This window comes from Mycobacterium simiae, from assembly GCF_010727605.1.
GTDB lineage: Bacteria > Actinomycetota > Actinomycetes > Mycobacteriales > Mycobacteriaceae > Mycobacterium > Mycobacterium simiae.
The window spans coordinates 162,457-179,084 of the sequence record NZ_AP022568.1 but is presented as its reverse complement, the minus strand read 5'-3'; the positions used below and the strand labels follow the sequence as shown (position 1 = coordinate 179,084).

Here is a 16,628-nt window from a genome sequence, read left to right as displayed (position 1 = left end):
CGAGCGCCCATGACGCAGCATCCTTTCCAGCCCGGACTGGAACGCGTCCTGTGCCGCGACCTGTCCGGCTTCGCGCATCTGGTTCCCGCCGCGCAGCTCGTCGACCGCACCTCGGTGTATGGCGTCGCATTTCGCGATGACGAAGTCTTGCTGACGAAACAGGCTGCCGGCGAAGATCTTTGGGACTTGCCGGGCGGAGGCGTGGACGACGGGGAGTCGCTCGTCGCTGCTCTGCAGCGAGAACTGGCCGAAGAGACCGGACTGTCGCTGACGTCCGCCCCGCGGCCGATATGCCAATTCGAAGAACACTTTTTCGAACGCAACCGCGGCGAGGCCTGGCGATCGCGGCGGCACTTTTATGCGATCGAGGTCGCGGGGCGCGTACGCGCTCACGGCAACGGGGACGACGTGGAAAGTGCGGCCTTCCTGCGCGTCCGGGACGAGCGGATCGCGCCGGTCGCGGCCGCGGTGATCCGGATCGCGCGCGAGCGCGCCGCCTCCGGGGCATCGGCGGCCGGCTGACTACGATTGGCGGTGAACGCGAAGACGTTCCGCAAAGTACATCGGAGTGCTGAACCATGACAACAGCGCGCGTGCCGGGACTGCCACTCGACGAGGCCAAGGCCGCCGCCGACGAAGCGGCCGTTCCCGATTACATGGCCGAACTCAGCATTTTCCAGGTGCTGCTCAACCATCCGTCGTTGGCGCGGGCGGTCAATGACCTGCTCGCCACCATGCTCTGGCACGGTCGCCTGGACGCCAGGCTGCGCGAGTTGGTGATCATGCGGATCGGCTGGCTCACCGCCTGCGAATACGAGTGGACGCAGCACTGGCGGGTGGCGACGCGGTTGGGGGTGAGCGCCGACGACCTGGTCGGCGTGCGCGACTGGGAACGGCACGAGGGATTCGGCCCGGCCGAGCGCGCGGTGCTGGCCGCCACCGACGACGTGGTGCGCGACGGCGCCGTCAGCGCGCAGAGCTGGGCGGCCTGCGAGCGCGAATTACGAAGCGACAAAGCACTTCTCATTGAACTCGTCACGGTAATCAGCGCGTGGCGAATGGTGTCGTCGATCCTGCAGAGTTTGCAGGTTCCGCTCGAGGACGGTGTTGCGGGTTGGCCGCCGGATGGCCGCTCACCGGCGAGTTGATTGCCATGTCCGGCGATAACTCCTAGCGTCGGGGAATGCGGACCAGAGTCGCCGAGCTGCTCGGTGTGGAGTTCCCGATATGCGCCTTCAGCCACTGTCGCGATGTCGTCGCCGCGGTCACCAACGCAGGCGGATTCGGGGTGCTGGGCGCGGTGGCACACAGCCCCAAGCGGCTGGAAACCGAGCTGAGCTGGATCGAGGAGCAGACCGGCGGCAAACCGTACGGCGTCGACCTGCTGCTGCCGCCCAAGTACGTCGGCGCCGAGCGGGGCGGCATCGACGCCACGCAAGTCAAGGAGCTGCTGCCGGACGAGCACCGGGCGTTCCTCGAGGACCTGTTGGCGCGCTACGACGTCCCAAAGCCGGCCGAACCGCCCCGGGCGCCGCTGGGCGGCCTCAACATCTCACCCAAGGGTTACGAGCCGCTATTGGACGTCGCGTTCGCGCATGACATCCGGTTGGTCGCCAGCGCGCTGGGCCCGCCGCCGGCCGACCTCGTCGATCGCGCGCACAGCCACGACGTGCTGGTCGCGGCATTGGCCGGCACCACCGCGCATGCGCGTCGGCACGCCGCCGCCGGGGTCGACCTGATCGTCGCGCAGGGCACCGAGGCCGGCGGCCATACCGGCGAGGTGGCCACCATGGTCCTCGTCCCCGAAGTCGTCGACGCGGTCGCACCCGTTCCGGTGCTCGCGGCGGGCGGCATCGCCCGCGGCCGACAGATCGCCGCGGCCCTGGCCCTGGGCGCCGAGGGGGTGTGGTGCGGCTCGGTGTGGTTGACCACCGAAGAGGCGGAGACCGATCCGGTGGTCAAGGAGAAATTCCTTGCCGCCAGCTCCTCGGACACCGTGCGGTCGCGGTCGATGACGGGCAAACCGGCGCGCATGCTGCGCACCGCGTGGACCGACGAATGGGAACGACCCGACCACCCGAAGCCGCTCGGGATGCCGTTGCAGACCACGCTGGTGACCGAGCCGCAGCTGCGCATCAACCAGGCGGCCAGCCATCCGGGCGCCAAGGCGCGCGAGCTGGCAACATACTTCGTCGGCCAGGTCGTCGGCTCGCTCGATCGGGTCCGGCCCACCCGCACGGTCGTGCTCGACATGGTCGAGGAATTCGCCGACACCATCGGGCGCCTGGAGGACCTGGCGGGCGATTGATCGGCCTGTGAACGGCATCACAGTCCACCATTTGAGCAGGTCAGCCCGCGAGAGCCGGGCGAAAGCCGAGGCGAAAACGTAAAGATTGCCCGACACCGTGTCGATCGTGTTGACCCGCTGCGGCCCCTCATGGACTATGGGACTGCACCTCGTTAGGTGAGGCGGCTACACGAATACAGGCCACTGACCCCCAACGTCGAAAGACGCCCCGGGTCAGGACAGCTCCTCCCGGCTTAAGGGTTGAGCCAAAGTGGCTTCCGGAGTCTCGGACACGTCGGGTAGTGCCAAAGCTCTGACGAGAGGGGTGCGGATTCCCGGCGGTCGCCGGGTACTGAACTCCTCGTGGTGCGCGCAGTGGACGCGGGTCACGCACGCGTCATGGCCGTGAAGGAGGTGAGGGACGCATGAGTTCCAGTGGCAGTCCGGATGGACATCCCGGCATGTTCCGTCCCGGCCCAACCTCCGTAGCCGACGCCCTGCGCTAAGCGAATCAGCTTCTCCGCCAGGCATATTCGGTTCGGAGTCGGTGCGAGACGGGACAGATGAACCCAGCTCGTTTCGACATCCGATAGGAGACGATCATGACCGCGGTGCTCTTCGACGAAGCGGTTGCCGTCCCGTCCACGCGCAACCTGCAGGTGGTGCCCGACGCGGCCGCGGTACCGCAGTGCGAACCCGACCAGGCGGTGCGCCGCGCCAACGGGTTGCCGTTCGGCATTGGCCACGACCCGCTGGTGGACGGTGTGGCGCTACTGTTGACCGTTCCCGTGCGCCACGTGTACGCCGCGCTGCTGCGCGTCGGGGTGCTCGAGGTCCGCGCTTGATCTGCGCGCCGTGCCCAGACGGGGCGATTTGCAACGGCCCGTAGAATCTTCCTCAACGGCATCGATCCGGCCATCACCGGGGAGCCTTCGGAAGAACAGCCCGCTCCGCTATCGGGGCAGCCCAGTAGACCCGAACGGGTAGGCCCGTCACAGCTGTTCGAGCGGTCACGCGCACGCGTGACAAGCGGGGTGGTACCGCGGCGCTCGCGCAGGTTGCGCGTCGTCGTCCCCGGCCTGACCGTAGGCACGCAGGAGACGACGCGCACCGTGACCGAAAACGCTGACGCCAGGACCTATCCCAAGCTGGCCGGTGGAGCCCCCGACTTTTCCCGGCTGGAGCTCGAGGTCCTCGACTACTGGACCCGCGACGACACGTTCCGGGCCAGCATCGCGCGCCGCGAGGGTGCCCAGGAGTATGTGTTCTACGACGGGCCGCCCTTCGCCAACGGGCTGCCACACTACGGGCACCTGCTCACCGGCTACGTGAAAGACATTGTGCCGCGGTATCGCACCATGCGCGGCTTCAAGGTGGACCGCCGGTTCGGCTGGGACACCCACGGGCTGCCCGCCGAACTCGAAGTCGAGCGCCAGCTGGGCATCACCGACAAGTCGCAGATCGACGACATGGGCATCGCCGCGTTCAACGAGGCCTGCCGCGAATCGGTGTTGCGCTACACCGACGAATGGCAGGCCTATGTCACTCGGCAGGCACGCTGGGTCGACTTCGACAATGACTACAAGACGCTGGACCTGCCCTACATGGAGTCGGTGATCTGGGCGTTCAAACAGCTGTGGGACAAGGGCCTGGCCTACGAGGGCTACCGGGTACTGCCGTACTGCTGGCGCGACGAAACCCCGTTGTCCAACCACGAATTGCGGATGGACGACGACGTCTATCAAAGCCGGCAGGACCCGGCCGTCACGGTGGGCTTCCGGATCTTCGGCGGCGAATTAGCCGGCGCCTACCTGCTGGTGTGGACCACCACGCCGTGGACGCTGCCGTCCAACCTGGCCGTCGCGGTGAACCCGGACGTCAGCTATGTACAAGTCCGTGCGGGGCAGCGGCGGCTGGTGCTGGCCGAGGCCCGGCTGGGCGCCTACGCGAAGGAGCTGGGCCTCGAGGACGGCCAGGAGCCCGAGGTGCTCGGCACCTACCGCGGCACCGACCTGCTGGGCACTCGTTATTTACCGCCCTTTCCCTATTTCATGGAGACTGCCAACGCATTTCAGGTGCTGCCCGGCGACTTCGTCACCACCGACGACGGCACCGGAATCGTGCACATGGCGCCCGCCTACGGCGAGGACGACATGGCCACCACCGACAAGGTCGGGATCGTTCCGGTCACACCGGTGGATGCCAAAGGCCGCTTCGACGCCACCGTCCCGGATTACCAGGGGCAGCACGTCTTTGACGCGAACCCGCACATCATCCGCGACCTGAAGAACGGTAGCGGTTCGGCCGCCGTCAACCAGCCGGTGCTGATCCGGCACGAAACCTACGAACACCCCTATCCGCACTGCTGGCGATGCCGCAACCCGCTGATCTACCGTGCGGTGTCGTCCTGGTTCATCGCGGTCACCCAATTCCGGGACCGCATGGTAGAGCTCAACCAACAGATCACCTGGTACCCCGAACACGTCAAGGACGGCCAGTTCGGTAAGTGGTTGCAGGGCGCGCGCGACTGGTCGATCTCACGAAACCGCTACTGGGGCACCCCGATTCCGGTGTGGAAATCCGACGACCCGGCCTACCCGCGCATCGACGTCTACGGCAGCCTCGACGAGCTAGAGCGCGACTTCGGTGTGCGACCGGACAACCTGCACCGGCCCTACATCGACGAACTCACCCGGCCCAACCCCGACGATCCCACCGGCCACAGCACGATGCGGCGCATCCCCGATGTGCTCGATGTCTGGTTCGACTCGGGCTCCATGCCCTACGCGCAGGTGCACTACCCGTTCGAGAACGCGGACTGGTTCGCGGGGTCGGCGGCAGAGGTCGGACACTTCCCGGGCGACTTCATCGTCGAGTACATCGGCCAGACCCGCGGGTGGTTTTACACGCTGCACGTGCTGGCCACCGCGCTGTTCGACCGGCCCGCATTCAAAAACTGTGTGGCACATGGCATCGTGCTGGGCTCCGACGGCCAGAAGATGAGCAAGTCGTTGCGTAACTACCCCGACGTCAGCGAGGTGTTCGACCGCGACGGCTCCGACGCGATGCGCTGGTTCCTGATGGCCTCGCCGATCCTTCGCGGGGGTAACCTCATCGTCACCGAGCAGGGCATTCGCGAAGGAGTGCGTCAGGTCCTGCTGCCGCTGTGGAACGCCTACACGTTCCTGGCCCTATACGCACCGAAAGTTGGTGTCTGGCGCACCGATTCGCCACATGTGCTGGATCGCTACATCCTGGCCAAGCTCGCGGTGCTGCGTGACGAGCTGACCGATTCGCTGGATGTATGTGACATTTCCGGCGCCTGCGAACAGCTCCGGCAGTTCACCGAGGCGCTGACGAATTGGTATGTGCGACGGTCGCGTTCGCGATTCTGGGAAGAGGACAGCGATGCGATCGACACCCTGCACACCGTGTTGGAGGTCGCTTCGCGACTGGCCGCGCCGCTGCTGCCGTTGATCACCGAGATCGTCTGGCGCGGACTCACCGGCGCACGGTCGGTGCATCTGACTGACTGGCCGCAGGCCGGTGAGTTGCCCGCGGACGCCGACCTGGTCGCCGCGATGGACCAGGTCCGTGACGTGTGCTCGGCGGCGTCGTCTCTGCGCAAGGCCAAGAAGCTGCGAGTACGACTCCCATTGCCGAAACTGACTGTGGCCGTTGCGGATCCACAGCAGTTGGTGCCGTTCACCGATCTGATCGCCGACGAACTCAACGTGAAAAGCGTCGAACTCACCGATGCGATCGACACCTATGGTCGATTCGAGCTCACGGTGAACGCCCGCGTCGCCGGGCCGCGCCTCGGCAAGGACGTGCAGGCCGCGATCAAGGCGGTCAAGGCCGGCGAGGGTGTGGTCAACCCCGACGGCACCCTCACCGCCGGTCCCGCGGTGTTGCGTCCAGACGAATACAGCTCGCGGCTGGTGGCTGCGGACCCCGAGTTCACCGCGGCGCTGCCCGACGGCGCGGGCCTGGTGGTGCTGGACGGCACGGTGACCCCGGAGCTCGAGGCCGAGGGCTGGGCCAAGGACCGCATCCGCGAACTACAGGAGCTGCGCAAGTCGACCGGCCTCGACGTCTCCGACCGCATCCGGGTGGTGATGTCGGTGCCGGCCGAGCGGGCCGACTGGGCCGAGCGGCATCGCGAGCTCATCGCCGGCGAAATCCTTGCCACCAGTTTCCAATTCGGCGACCCGCCGGACGCCGCTCAGATCGGCGACGGTGTGCGGGTCGCGATCGCCAAGGCCTAGTTGCCGCGCCTAGTTGCCGTGCCTAGTTGCCGCGAAACTGTATTCCGCGACGCGTTTCCCGAGAAGACCCGTCGGTAGTTACAGTCTCGCGGCATGTCGGGGTGGCGTGGCACGCTGCCCGCGTGAGCACTCAACCGTCGCCACCGTTCCGCGGCACGGACGCGCTGCGCGCGGGGACCTGGACGCAGCGCGAATTGCGGCGCTCGTGCACCCGGATCTATCGCAACGTGTACCGCCGGCAAGGCGGCGAACTGAGTGCGCGCGATCGAGCCGTGGCGGCATGGCTGTGGTCGGGCAAAGAGGCAGTGGTGTCCGGTCTCTCCGCGGCGGCGCTGTGGGGTGCCGAGTGGATCGATCCCACCCTGCCTGCTGAGTTGGTGTGCGAGCGCACCCGTCCGCCACCGTTGCTCATCACTCGCAACGAGACCTTGTCGGCGAGCGAAATCGCAGTGGTGGACGGAATCCCGGTGACGTCGCCGGCCCGCACCGCGTTCGACCTCGGGCGGCGGCCCGGGTTGGAAGCCGCTGTTGTCCGGACCGACGCGCTGGCGCGGGCCACCGGCGTGGCCGCACAGGATGTGTATCCGCTGATCGCGGCGCATCGGGGTGCCCGGGGCATGAAGCAGCTGCGCCGCGTGCTCCCGCTCATCGACGCGGGCGCGGAGTCGCCGCAGGAATCTCGGACCAGACTTGCGCTGGTCAACGCCGGCTTGCCCAAGCCGCAGACCCAGATCGTCGTGCACAACATGTGGGGCGCGGTGCTGGCACGCATCGACATGGGATGGGAGGAATGGCTCGTCGGGGTTGAGTACGACGGCGCCCAGCACTGGACAGATGCGGGCATCCGCGCCAACGACATCGACCGCACGGCCGAACTGGAGCGGCGGGGTTGGCGCCTGATCCGGGTCAGCAATGAGCTGCTGCGCTATCGGTCCAACGTGGTCGTGGAACGAGCCCGGGCCGCGCTGCAGGCGGCGGGCTGCCCGCTCCGCCCGCTCTGATCGCGAGACTGCAACTGGCGACGCGTTTCCCGAGAACACCCGTCCGTGGTTACCGCCTCGCGGTGGATAAGGGCTAATTACGCCAGCCGGGCGGCCGTGGCCAAGGTGACGTACTGCATCGTGAACGCCCCACCGGTGTCGTCGATCGCGGTGCCCACCGCGTCGCGCACGGTCGCAATCTGCTCCGGTGCCAGCACGGTGAGCGTGCCGGTAGTGACCAGATGGTCCAGCCACTCGTCCCGCGTGTACCGCCGCTCCCACTCGAAGCGCCACCGCTCGGGTTCGGCAAAGCTACCGGCGGTCCGGATACCGTCCATGGCCCGCCGGACATTTGCTTCTTGCGATTCATTGCCGGGTGGCGGCAGCAGGGTGTCGGGCGCGACGCGCTGCAAGACGTCGTCGAAGGCTTCGGCGATATGGGCGGGCGGGTCGAAGACGTGCCAATACAGCGCCAGCAGCCCGTGCGGGCGGAGCACCTGCGCCGCTTTCGCGGCGCCCCGCACGGGATCGACCCAGTGCCAGGCCTGGCCGGCCACCACCGCGTCGAAGGACCGGCCGCGGGCGTCCCAGGTTTCGAAGTTGCCGATCTCCACCTCGATGCCGCTGCGCCGGGCGACCTCGGCCATCCGTGGGTCCGGGTCGACGCCCAGCACCGTGACACCGGCTGCCCGGTACTGCCGCGCGCCGATGCCAGTGCCGCACCCGACATCGAGGAATTCGCGACCGGGACTGGTGGCGATGACGCGCTGGATCATCTCCTCGGGGTAACGGGGCCGCGAGCGGTCGTAGCGATCGGCGTCCACTCCGAAGGACTCGGCTACCTCGCGCAGCAGGTGCGGTTCCCGGTCGGATGACGGCGACGGTTCAGTCGAAAGGCTTGTCATGCCTCCGTTCTACCCCCTGCTCCTGCCCGCTCCGGTCCAGCAACTGCCGCCCTCGATCGGACATGGCGAAAGCTCGCTGTCGGCAAGCGATCTGGCAGCGGCGGGTCTGTAAAGAAGCTCGAAAAAGTCCTGAAAAAGGCTAGGCCTTCGCCGCGCGCCAGCGCAGCCTGCCGCCGCGGGCTTCGACATCGACGTCGCGAAACCCGACCGTGCGCAAGCGATCCGGCAATGTGTCCGGCGACACCGTGTTGCAGGTGTCGCGAAAATGCAGCACGCGGAACAGCAGCGACGTGGTGCTGTCGCTGCCGGCGAACACCCCGCCGGGGCGAAGCACCCGGAACGCCTCGGCGAACAACCGGTCTTGCAGCTCGACCGTCGGCACGTGGTGCAGCATCGTGAACGACACCACCGAGCTGAACTCGTCGTCCGGCAAGCCGGTGTTGGTGCCGTCGCCGTTGATGATCCGCGCCCGGTCGCCATACAACCGCTGCAGTCGCGCCGCCATTGGGCCGTCGATCTCCACCGACGTGAGCTTCGGCGTCTTGTCGACCAGCACCCGCAGGATCGCGCCGTACCCCGGTCCGATCTCGAGTGTGTTGTCGCCCAGGTCGACATCCGCCAGCACCCACGGCAGCAAATCGTGTTCGACGGTTTTCGCCCAGCGGTCCGAGCTGCACAGTCGGCGATGCGCGAGGTTCATGGCCATGGGCAAAACGGTAGCGCCCTAGCATCAGCGTGTGGAGTCCCGTTGGGTGCTGCATCTGGATATGGACGCATTTTTCGCCTCCGTCGAGCAGCTAACCCGCCCGACCCTGCGCGGCCGGCCGGTGCTGGTGGGCGGGTTGGGCGGCCGGGGAGTGGTGGCCGGCGCGAGTTACGAGGCGCGGGTATTCGGGGCGCGGTCGGCCATGCCCATGCACCAGGCGCGCCGGATGGTCGGCGTGACGGCGGTGGTGTTGCCGCCGCGTGGCGTGGTCTACGGCGTCGCCAGCCGGCGAGTGTTCCAGGCGGTCCGCGATTTGGTGCCCGTCGTCGAGCAGCTGTCCTTCGACGAGGCGTTCGGTGAACCGTCGCAACTCGCCGGCGCCTCGGCCCGCGATGTCGAGACGTTCTGTGAGGCGCTGCGACGACGGGTGCGCGACGAGACCGGGTTGACCGCCTCAGTCGGCGCCGGATCGGGCAAGCAAATCGCCAAGATCGCCTCCGGGCTGGCCAAACCCGACGGCGTGCGCGTGGTGTCGCGCGCCGAGGAACGGCTGCTGCTCGACGGGTTGCCGGTGCGGCGGCTGTGGGGGATCGGCCCGGTGGCCGAGGAGAAGCTGAATCGCCTCGGCATAGAGACCATCGGGCAGCTGGCGGCGCTAAGCGATGCCGAGGCCGCCAACATTCTGGGCGCCACGATCGGGCCGGCGCTACACCGGCTGGCCCGCGGCATCGACGATCGCCCGGTCGCGGAGCGGGCCGAAGCCAAGCAGATCAGCGCCGAGTCGACCTTCGCCGCCGACCTGACCAGCCTCGAGCAGCTGCACGATGCCATCGAACCGATCGCCGAACACGCGCATCAACGCCTGCTGCGCGACGGCCGCGGCGCCCGGACCGTGACGGTGAAGCTGAAGAAATCCGACATGAGCATCCTCACCCGCTCGGCGACGTTGCCCTACGCGACCACCGAGGCCGGCGCACTGGTCGCGGTGGCCCGGCGACTGCTGCTCGACCCGCGCGAGATCGGCCCCATTCGTCTGCTCGGCGTGGGGTTTTCGGGCTTGAGTGATGTGCGCCAGGAGTCGCTGTTCCCCGATCTGGACGCCTCGGCGCCGGAATCGGAGGCACACCACACCTTCCAAGCACCACCTACGGCCACCGAGGCGATGTTCGCGCCGGCGCCCGCACCGGAGGCCTCGCCGTGGCGGGTGGGCGACGACGTCACCCATCCCGACCTGGGGCACGGCTGGGTGCAGGGTGCGGGCCACGGCGTCGTCACCGTACGGTTCGAAACCCGAGGCACCGGCCCGGGGCAGGCCCGGACCTTCCCGGCCGGCACCGCCGACCTGGTGCGCGCCAACCCTGTCGACTCCCTGGACTGGGCGGACTACCTTGCCGCGTTGCGCGCCGCAGACAGCGACGACGCCTCAGCCCCAGCGGTCGACCACGTCACCGACCGGTAACCGCGCGGCCAGCGCCGCCATCAGCAACACCCGCGCCTGCGGCGGCCGCAGTCGCGGCACCATCACCGCGCCGGCCTCGACCAAGTCATGGCCGGGCCCGTACCCCGCGCTGACCCCGCCGCCGGGTACGCGTGTGGACACCGCGATGACGACGCCGTCGCGGCAGTGCCGGCGGACGCCGTCGACGACCGCCGTCCCGGCATTGCCGGACCCCAGCGCCTCCAGGACGACGGCCCGTGCGCCGGCAGCCACACACGCGTCCAGCGCCACCGAGTCGCTGCCCAGGTAGGCCGCGACGATGTCGACCCGCGGCGCGTCGACAGCGCACAATTCACCGAGTTGGGGCCGAACCTTGGCACCGGTCAACGACACTTCATTGGCGACGCCGCCGACCAGCTGGCCCGCGAAACCACTCAGATCCTGAGTGACGACCTTGTGCATGCCCAGCGGTTGCAGCACCCGCCCGGCGAACGCCACCAGCACCCCGAGGCCCCGCGCGGCCGGGCTGGCGGCGACGGCCACCGCGTCGCGCAGATTGCCCGGGCCGTCGGCATCGGGGGCGTCGGCGCTGCGCATGGCGCCGGTCAGCACGACCGGGGCGTCACCGGCGTAGGTGAGATCGAGCCACAGCGCGCTTTCCTCCATGGTGTCGGTGCCGTGGGCGACGACCACGCCCTGGGCGCCGTCCGCGGTCGCGGCCCGGATGGCGGCGCCGATGCGATCCCAGTCGGCAACCGTCAATTCCGAGCTGTCCACCGCCATCAGGTCGACGATGTCGACGTCGAGGCCGGCTGTCAGGTCGGCGCCACTGCGACTCGGACGCCGCACGCCGTCGGTGCCGGTGCTCGTCGATATCGTGCCGCCGGTGGTGATGACGGTGATCCGACCCATGGCCAAATCATTCCGCATTCGCTGCGGCGGTGAGGCCGCACCCAACCTGGGCCGGGCCTAGGGGATGATGGGAGGGTGCCCGAAGAACCAACCCGGTCGGCAGAGCCGGTGACGTCAGCGGGGGAGGCCGTGCCGTCCCCGGATGTGACAACACCCGACGCCATCGACCCCGCCGCGCCCCAGTCGCCGCCGCGACGGTTGCGCCTGCTGCTTGCTGTGGCGGCGGTGGTGCTGGCGCTCGATGTCGTGACGAAGGTGCTGGCCGTGCGGCTGCTGCCGCCGGGACAGCCGGTGTCGATCATCGGCGACACGGTGACCTGGACGCTGGTGCGCAATTCGGGAGCCGCGTTCTCCATGGCCACCGGATACACCTGGGTGTTGACCCTGATCGCCACCGGTGTGGTGATTGGCATCTTCTGGATGGGGCGACGACTGGTATCGCCCTGGTGGGCAGTCGGTCTCGGGATGATCCTCGGCGGCGCGATGGGCAACCTGGTCGATCGCTTCTTCCGCGCGCCCGGCCCGCTGCGCGGCCATGTCGTGGACTTTCTGTCGATCGGCTGGTGGCCGGTCTTCAACGTCGCCGACCCGTCGGTGGTCGGTGGCGCCATCCTGCTCGTCGTGCTCTCGGTCTTCGGTTTCGATTTCGACTCGGTGGGACGGCGTAGGCCCGACGCGACGACCGCGCCGGCCGAAGCGCGGGATCAGGCCGACCGCGACCGATGACCGACCGTTCGATGTCCGTTCCGGAGGGATTGGCGGGCATGCGTGTTGATGCCGGCCTGTCTCGTCTGCTCGGGTTGTCCCGCAGCGCCGTGGCCGCCATCGCCGAAGACGGCGGCGTCGAACTCGACGGTGTGCCGGCGGGCAAGTCCGATCGGCTAACCTCCGGCGCCTGGCTCGAGGTGCGCTTGCCCGAGGCGCCGCCGCCGCTGGAGAACAACCCCGTCGACATCGAGGGCATGACGATCCTGTACTCCGACGACGACATCGTCGTGGTCGACAAGCCGGCCGCCGTGGCAGCCCACGCGTCGGTGGGCTGGACCGGGCCCACCGTGCTCGGTGGCCTGGCCGCCGCGGGCTACCGGATCACCACCTCGGGTGTCCATGAGCGGCAGGGCATCGTGCATCGACTCGACGTGGGCACCTCGGGGGTGATGGTGGTCGCGCTCTCCGAGCGGGCGTACACCCTGCTCAAGCGGGCGTTCAAAGAGCGCTCCGTCGACAAGCGTTATCACGCACTGGTGCAAGGACATCCGGATCCGTCCAGCGGCACCATCGACGCGCCGATCGGACGGCACCGCGGCGGCGAGTGGAAGTTCGCCGTCACCCAGAACGGGCGGCATAGCATCACCCACTACGACACCGTCGAGGCGCACGTCGCGGCCAGTCTGCTCGACGTGCATTTGGAAACCGGCCGCACCCACCAGATCCGGGTGCATTTCGCGGCGCTGCACCACCCCTGCTGCGGCGACCTGGTCTACGGTGCCGACCCGGTACTTGCGAAAAGGCTTGGGCTGCAACGGCAATGGTTGCACGCCCGGTCTCTGGCGTTCGCCCATCCGGCCGACGGGCGGTGGGTGGAGTTCGTCAGCCGGTACCCGTCGGACCTGGAACACGCGTTGGCCGTGCTGCGCGACGAGGAATGATTCAGGCGGGCTTACGGGCCTCGACCAGGACCCGGGTCGCGTGCGCGACGAACGGGCCGTCGGATTCGATGCGATTGTGCAATTGACGCAGCCGCTCGCCGTAGCGCTGCACCGAAAAGTCCGGCACCGTCCAGATCACCTTGCGCAAGAAGTAGATGACCGCGCCAATGTCGAAGAATTCCGCGCGCAACTTCTCCATCCGCATGTCCACCACCTGCAAGCCGGCGTCCCGCGCCGCGGCACGCTCGTTGTCTGGATGTCGGCGCGCCCACGCCTGCGGTTGCGGGCCGATGAAATATTCGGTCAGCTCGCCCACCGTGCCGGGCCCGACATGTTGGGCCAGGTAGCTGCCGCCGGGACGCAGCACCCGCGCAATCTCCGACCACGGCACGGTGTGCGGATGCCGGCTGGTCACCAAGTCGAACGCCGCGTCGGCGAACGGCAGCGGTGCATCGGGCTCGGTGGCCACCACGACCACGCCGTGGGGATGTAGCCGCTCGGTGGCCAATGCCGCGTTGGGTGGCCAGGTTTCGACGGCGGCCATCGTCGGCGGGAAGGGGGCCGCACCGGCGAGCACCTCCCCGCCACCGGTGTGCACGTCCAGCGCGGCCGACACCATCGCGTAGCGCTGCCGTATCAATCCCTGGTAGCCCCACGACGGCCGCTGCTCGGTAGCGCGCCCGTCCAGCCAGGAGAAGTCCCAACCGTCGACGGAGGCCGAATCGGCTTCTGCGACCAGATCTTCAAATGTGCGGCCCATGCAAGCATTGTCTTGCATCACGGGACGGAGCAGACGAACTCGGTGCCGTTGCGGCCAGGACCGCGATGGCCTCCCACCGGCCGACTACCGGGCACATCCCGATCGGTGGGCGCGACACGCCCGCGGGCGCGCAGAAACTCCGATCAGACCGGGGCGGTGTTGGTGTCGCCGGAGGCGATCTCGGGGGCCAGCGGTGCCACGGCGCTGATGATGTCGGTCACCGTGCCCGCCGGTACGCCGGCGGCCTTGAGCGCCTCGGACAGATGGGTGGCCACCAGAGTGAAGTGGTGCATGGTGATGCCGCGGCCCTGGTGCACTTGTTTCATCGGGGCGCCGGTGTAGGGCTCCGGCCCGCCGAGGGCGGCGGCGAAGAATTCGACCTGTTTGCCCTTGAGCCGGTTCATGTTCGTTCCGGTGAAGAAGCCGGCCAGTTGTTGGTCGGCAAGCACCCGCGCGTAGAAGTCCTCGACGACGACTTCGAGCGCCTCGTGCCCGCCGATCCGGTGGTAAATCGTGGTCGGCTCCGGGTTGCGGAAGTGTGCCAACAGTTTCATCTATCGATCCGACCACCTCGGCGTTGCCCGTCAGTTAGTCGGCGATCACAGGTGGATTGCCCGGGGTAACAAGCGGGTTGCCGACGGATCGCCGGGGCTTTACCTGGGAAGTGAGGCCGAGTGTCCCGGCTCGAGGGAAATAATGCGTCGACGCCGCCCGCGGATGCCCTAGGTTGGCTGTATGACCCACGTCACACCATCTACCGTCAGGAGCAGCAACCGATGAACCTGGGCGACTTAACGAACTTGGTGGAAAAGCCATTCGCGGTGGTCTCTCACATCATCAACACTCCCAACTCCGCCGGGCGATATCGGCCGTTCTATCTCCGGAATCTGCTCGACGCTGTGCAGGGCCGCAGCCTCGACGATGCCGTGACCGGCAAGACCATCCTGATCACCGGCGGCTCGTCGGGGATCGGAGAAGCCGCGGCGAAGAGAATCGCCGAAGCCGGCGGCGACGTCGTGCTGGTGGCCCGCACCGCCGAGAACCTCGAGCGCGTCGCCGACGAGATTCGCGACAACGGTGGCGTTGCGCACGTCTATCCCTGCGACCTGTCCGACATGGACGCGATCGCCGCGATGGCCGACAAGGTGCTCAGTGAGCTTGGCGGAGTGGACATTCTGATCAACAACGCGGGCCGCTCGATCCGGCGCTCATTGGAGCTGTCCTACGACCGGATCCACGACTACCAGCGCACCATGCAGCTGAACTACCTGGGCGCCGTGCAGCTCATCCTCAAATTCATTCCCGGGATGCGCGAGCGCGGGTTCGGCCAGATCATCAACGTCTCATCCGTCGGCGTGCAGACCCGGGCACCGCGGTTCGGCGCCTACATCGCCAGTAAGGCCGCGCTGGACAGCCTGTGCGACGCGCTGCAGGCCGAAGTGGTCAACGACGACATCAAATTCACCACGGTCCACATGGCGCTGGTGCGGACCCCGATGATCAGCCCGACAACCATGTACGACAAGTTCCCGGCGCTCACCCCCGATCAGGCGGCCGGGGTGATCGCCGACGCCATCGTGCACCGGCCGCGGCGGGCCAGCTCACCGTTCGGCCAATTCGCCGCCGTCGCCGATGCCGTCAACCCCGCGGTGATGGACCGGGTACGGAACCGGGCGTTCGGCATGTTCGACGATTCGCACGCGGCCAAAGGTGGCGAAGACGCCGACGACACAGCCAAATTCGACCGACGGAGCGAGACCTTCGTGCAAGCGACCCGCGGAATCCATTGGTGACGCGATGAGCCTCCCCAAACCCGGCAACCAGTCCACCGTTGTCATCACCGGGGCATCCTCCGGCATCGGCGCCGAGCTGGCCCGCGGCCTGGCCCGGCGCGGTTTTCCGCTGTTGTTGGTAGCGCGCCGGCGCGAGCGCCTCGACGAGCTCGCCGGCCAGCTGGGCGAGGAGTTCTCGGTCGCAGTCGAGGTGCTGGCGCTGGATCTCAGCGACGCGAAGGCGCGCGCAAAACTGGCCGACCGGCTGCGCACGGAACCGATCGCCGGGCTGTGCAATAGCGCCGGATTCGGCACCAGCGGGGTGTTCCGCGAGTTGCCGCTCGAACGCGAAAGTGAAGAGGTCACGCTCAACGCCCTGGCGTTGATGGAGCTCACCCACGCGGCGTTGGGCGGCATGGTCGAGCGCGGCGCCGGAGCGGTGATGAACATCGCCTCGATCGCGGCGTTTCAGCCGCTGCCCTTCATGGCCGTGTATTCGGCGACCAAGGCCTTTGTGCAGACGTTCTCCGAAGCTGTCCACGAGGAGCTGCACGGGACCGGGGTATCGGTGACGACGCTGTGCCCGGGCCCGGTGCCCACCGAGTGGGCCGAAATCGCCAACGCCAAACGATTCAGCGTGCCGCTGGCCCAAGTTTCGCCGACCGATGTGGCCGAGGCCGCCATCGACGGAATGCTGACAGGCAAGCGCACCGTCGTACCCGGCGTGGTGCCCAAGGTGGTCAGCAATGGCGGCAGGTATACCCCGCGCAGTCTGCTGCTGCCGGCGATCCGCATCGGCAACCGGTTCCGCGGGGGACCCAGCCACTGAGAGTCGCTGACGACCCACTGACGTGCTTGCCTGGCGGGGCCCGCGGCCGTGGGGCGTCGAGTGTGCGTCTCGGGCGACACCGCCGTGCGTGCACACCGAAAGCCGCAGACGCACACTCGCGG

Annotated in this window: 16 protein-coding genes and 1 riboswitch; of the genes, 11 read left to right on the top strand and 5 right to left on the bottom strand. The window is 68.1% G+C overall.

Features of this window, described 5'->3' with window-relative positions; all coding sequences use genetic code 11:
• The first annotated feature begins 9 nt into the window (after positions 1 to 9).
• The 6 genes from G6N33_RS00740 (at position 10) to G6N33_RS00715 (ending at position 7,556) form a co-directional block, all read left to right on the top strand.
• A complete protein-coding gene (locus G6N33_RS00740; RefSeq protein ID WP_049919303.1) occupies positions 10 to 522 on the top strand; it encodes an NUDIX domain-containing protein in 513 nt (170 codons plus the stop codon).
• A 56-nt stretch (positions 523 to 578) separates the two neighbouring features.
• On the top strand, positions 579 to 1,148 hold the full coding sequence (locus tag G6N33_RS00735) for a carboxymuconolactone decarboxylase family protein (protein ID WP_044511500.1): 570 nt from the start codon (positions 579 to 581) through the stop codon (positions 1,146 to 1,148).
• A gap of 35 nt (positions 1,149 to 1,183) precedes the next feature.
• The gene (locus tag G6N33_RS00730) at positions 1,184 to 2,308 is read left to right on the top strand and encodes a nitronate monooxygenase (protein WP_101528855.1); all 1,125 of its coding nucleotides are present in this window, start codon (positions 1,184 to 1,186) and stop codon (positions 2,306 to 2,308) included.
• 141 nt (positions 2,309 to 2,449) lie between these two features.
• Positions 2,450 to 2,619: riboswitch (M-box (ykoK) riboswitch) on the top strand.
• A gap of 270 nt (positions 2,620 to 2,889) precedes the next feature.
• Entirely contained in the window at positions 2,890 to 3,132 is a 243-nt protein-coding gene (locus G6N33_RS00725) for an Rv1535 family protein (RefSeq protein ID WP_044511507.1), read from the top strand.
• 267 nt (positions 3,133 to 3,399) lie between these two features.
• Positions 3,400 to 6,555: an isoleucine--tRNA ligase gene (gene ileS / locus G6N33_RS00720; protein ID WP_044513316.1), complete on the top strand. Its 3,156-nt coding sequence runs from the start codon at positions 3,400 to 3,402 to the stop codon at positions 6,553 to 6,555.
• Positions 6,556 to 6,677: 122 nt separating this feature from the next.
• On the top strand, positions 6,678 to 7,556 hold the full coding sequence (locus G6N33_RS00715) for a DUF559 domain-containing protein (protein WP_231382634.1): 879 nt from the start codon (positions 6,678 to 6,680) through the stop codon (positions 7,554 to 7,556).
• 77 nt (positions 7,557 to 7,633) lie between these two features.
• Here G6N33_RS00715 and G6N33_RS00710 read toward each other — a convergent pair whose 3' ends face one another.
• Both G6N33_RS00710 and G6N33_RS00705 read right to left on the bottom strand, forming a co-directional pair.
• A complete protein-coding gene (locus tag G6N33_RS00710) occupies positions 7,634 to 8,440 on the bottom strand; it encodes a class I SAM-dependent methyltransferase (RefSeq protein ID WP_044511508.1) in 807 nt (268 codons plus the stop codon).
• A gap of 139 nt (positions 8,441 to 8,579) precedes the next feature.
• A complete protein-coding gene (locus tag G6N33_RS00705) occupies positions 8,580 to 9,146 on the bottom strand; it encodes a class I SAM-dependent methyltransferase (protein WP_044511509.1) in 567 nt (188 codons plus the stop codon).
• 31 nt (positions 9,147 to 9,177) lie between these two features.
• On the opposite strand from G6N33_RS00705, the gene G6N33_RS00700 reads away from it, so the two are divergent.
• The gene (locus G6N33_RS00700; protein WP_044511510.1) at positions 9,178 to 10,605 is read left to right on the top strand and encodes a DNA polymerase IV; all 1,428 of its coding nucleotides are present in this window, start codon (positions 9,178 to 9,180) and stop codon (positions 10,603 to 10,605) included.
• On the opposite strand, the gene G6N33_RS00695 is transcribed toward G6N33_RS00700, so the two are convergent.
• Entirely contained in the window at positions 10,570 to 11,496 is a 927-nt protein-coding gene (locus G6N33_RS00695) for an asparaginase (protein ID WP_044511511.1), read from the bottom strand. The genes G6N33_RS00700 and G6N33_RS00695 overlap by 36 nt on opposite strands.
• Before the next feature lie 75 nt (positions 11,497 to 11,571).
• Here G6N33_RS00695 and lspA point away from each other — a divergent pair, with 75 nt between their 5' ends.
• On the top strand, positions 11,572 to 12,222 hold the full coding sequence (gene lspA / locus G6N33_RS00690; RefSeq protein WP_101528856.1) for a signal peptidase II: 651 nt from the start codon (positions 11,572 to 11,574) through the stop codon (positions 12,220 to 12,222).
• Complete coding sequence (locus G6N33_RS00685; protein WP_044511512.1) at positions 12,219 to 13,145, top strand: RluA family pseudouridine synthase; 927 nt, start codon at positions 12,219 to 12,221, stop codon at positions 13,143 to 13,145. Before lspA ends, G6N33_RS00685 begins: the two co-directional genes overlap by 4 nt.
• A gap of 1 nt (position 13,146) precedes the next feature.
• Here G6N33_RS00685 and G6N33_RS00680 read toward each other — a convergent pair whose 3' ends face one another.
• A complete protein-coding gene (locus G6N33_RS00680; protein WP_044511513.1) occupies positions 13,147 to 13,905 on the bottom strand; it encodes a class I SAM-dependent methyltransferase in 759 nt (252 codons plus the stop codon).
• Positions 13,906 to 14,048: 143 nt separating this feature from the next.
• Positions 14,049 to 14,459: a group I truncated hemoglobin gene (locus G6N33_RS00675; protein ID WP_044511514.1), complete on the bottom strand. Its 411-nt coding sequence runs from the start codon at positions 14,457 to 14,459 to the stop codon at positions 14,049 to 14,051.
• Between the two features lie 222 nt (positions 14,460 to 14,681).
• Here G6N33_RS00675 and G6N33_RS00670 point away from each other — a divergent pair, with 222 nt between their 5' ends.
• Entirely contained in the window at positions 14,682 to 15,698 is a 1,017-nt protein-coding gene (locus G6N33_RS00670; protein WP_044511515.1) for an SDR family NAD(P)-dependent oxidoreductase, read from the top strand.
• A gap of 4 nt (positions 15,699 to 15,702) precedes the next feature.
• Positions 15,703 to 16,506 carry an SDR family NAD(P)-dependent oxidoreductase gene (locus G6N33_RS00665; RefSeq protein ID WP_044511516.1) on the top strand — a complete coding sequence of 268 codons (804 nt, stop codon included), beginning with the start codon at positions 15,703 to 15,705 and terminating at the stop codon, positions 16,504 to 16,506.
• Positions 16,507 to 16,628: the final 122 nt, after the last annotated feature.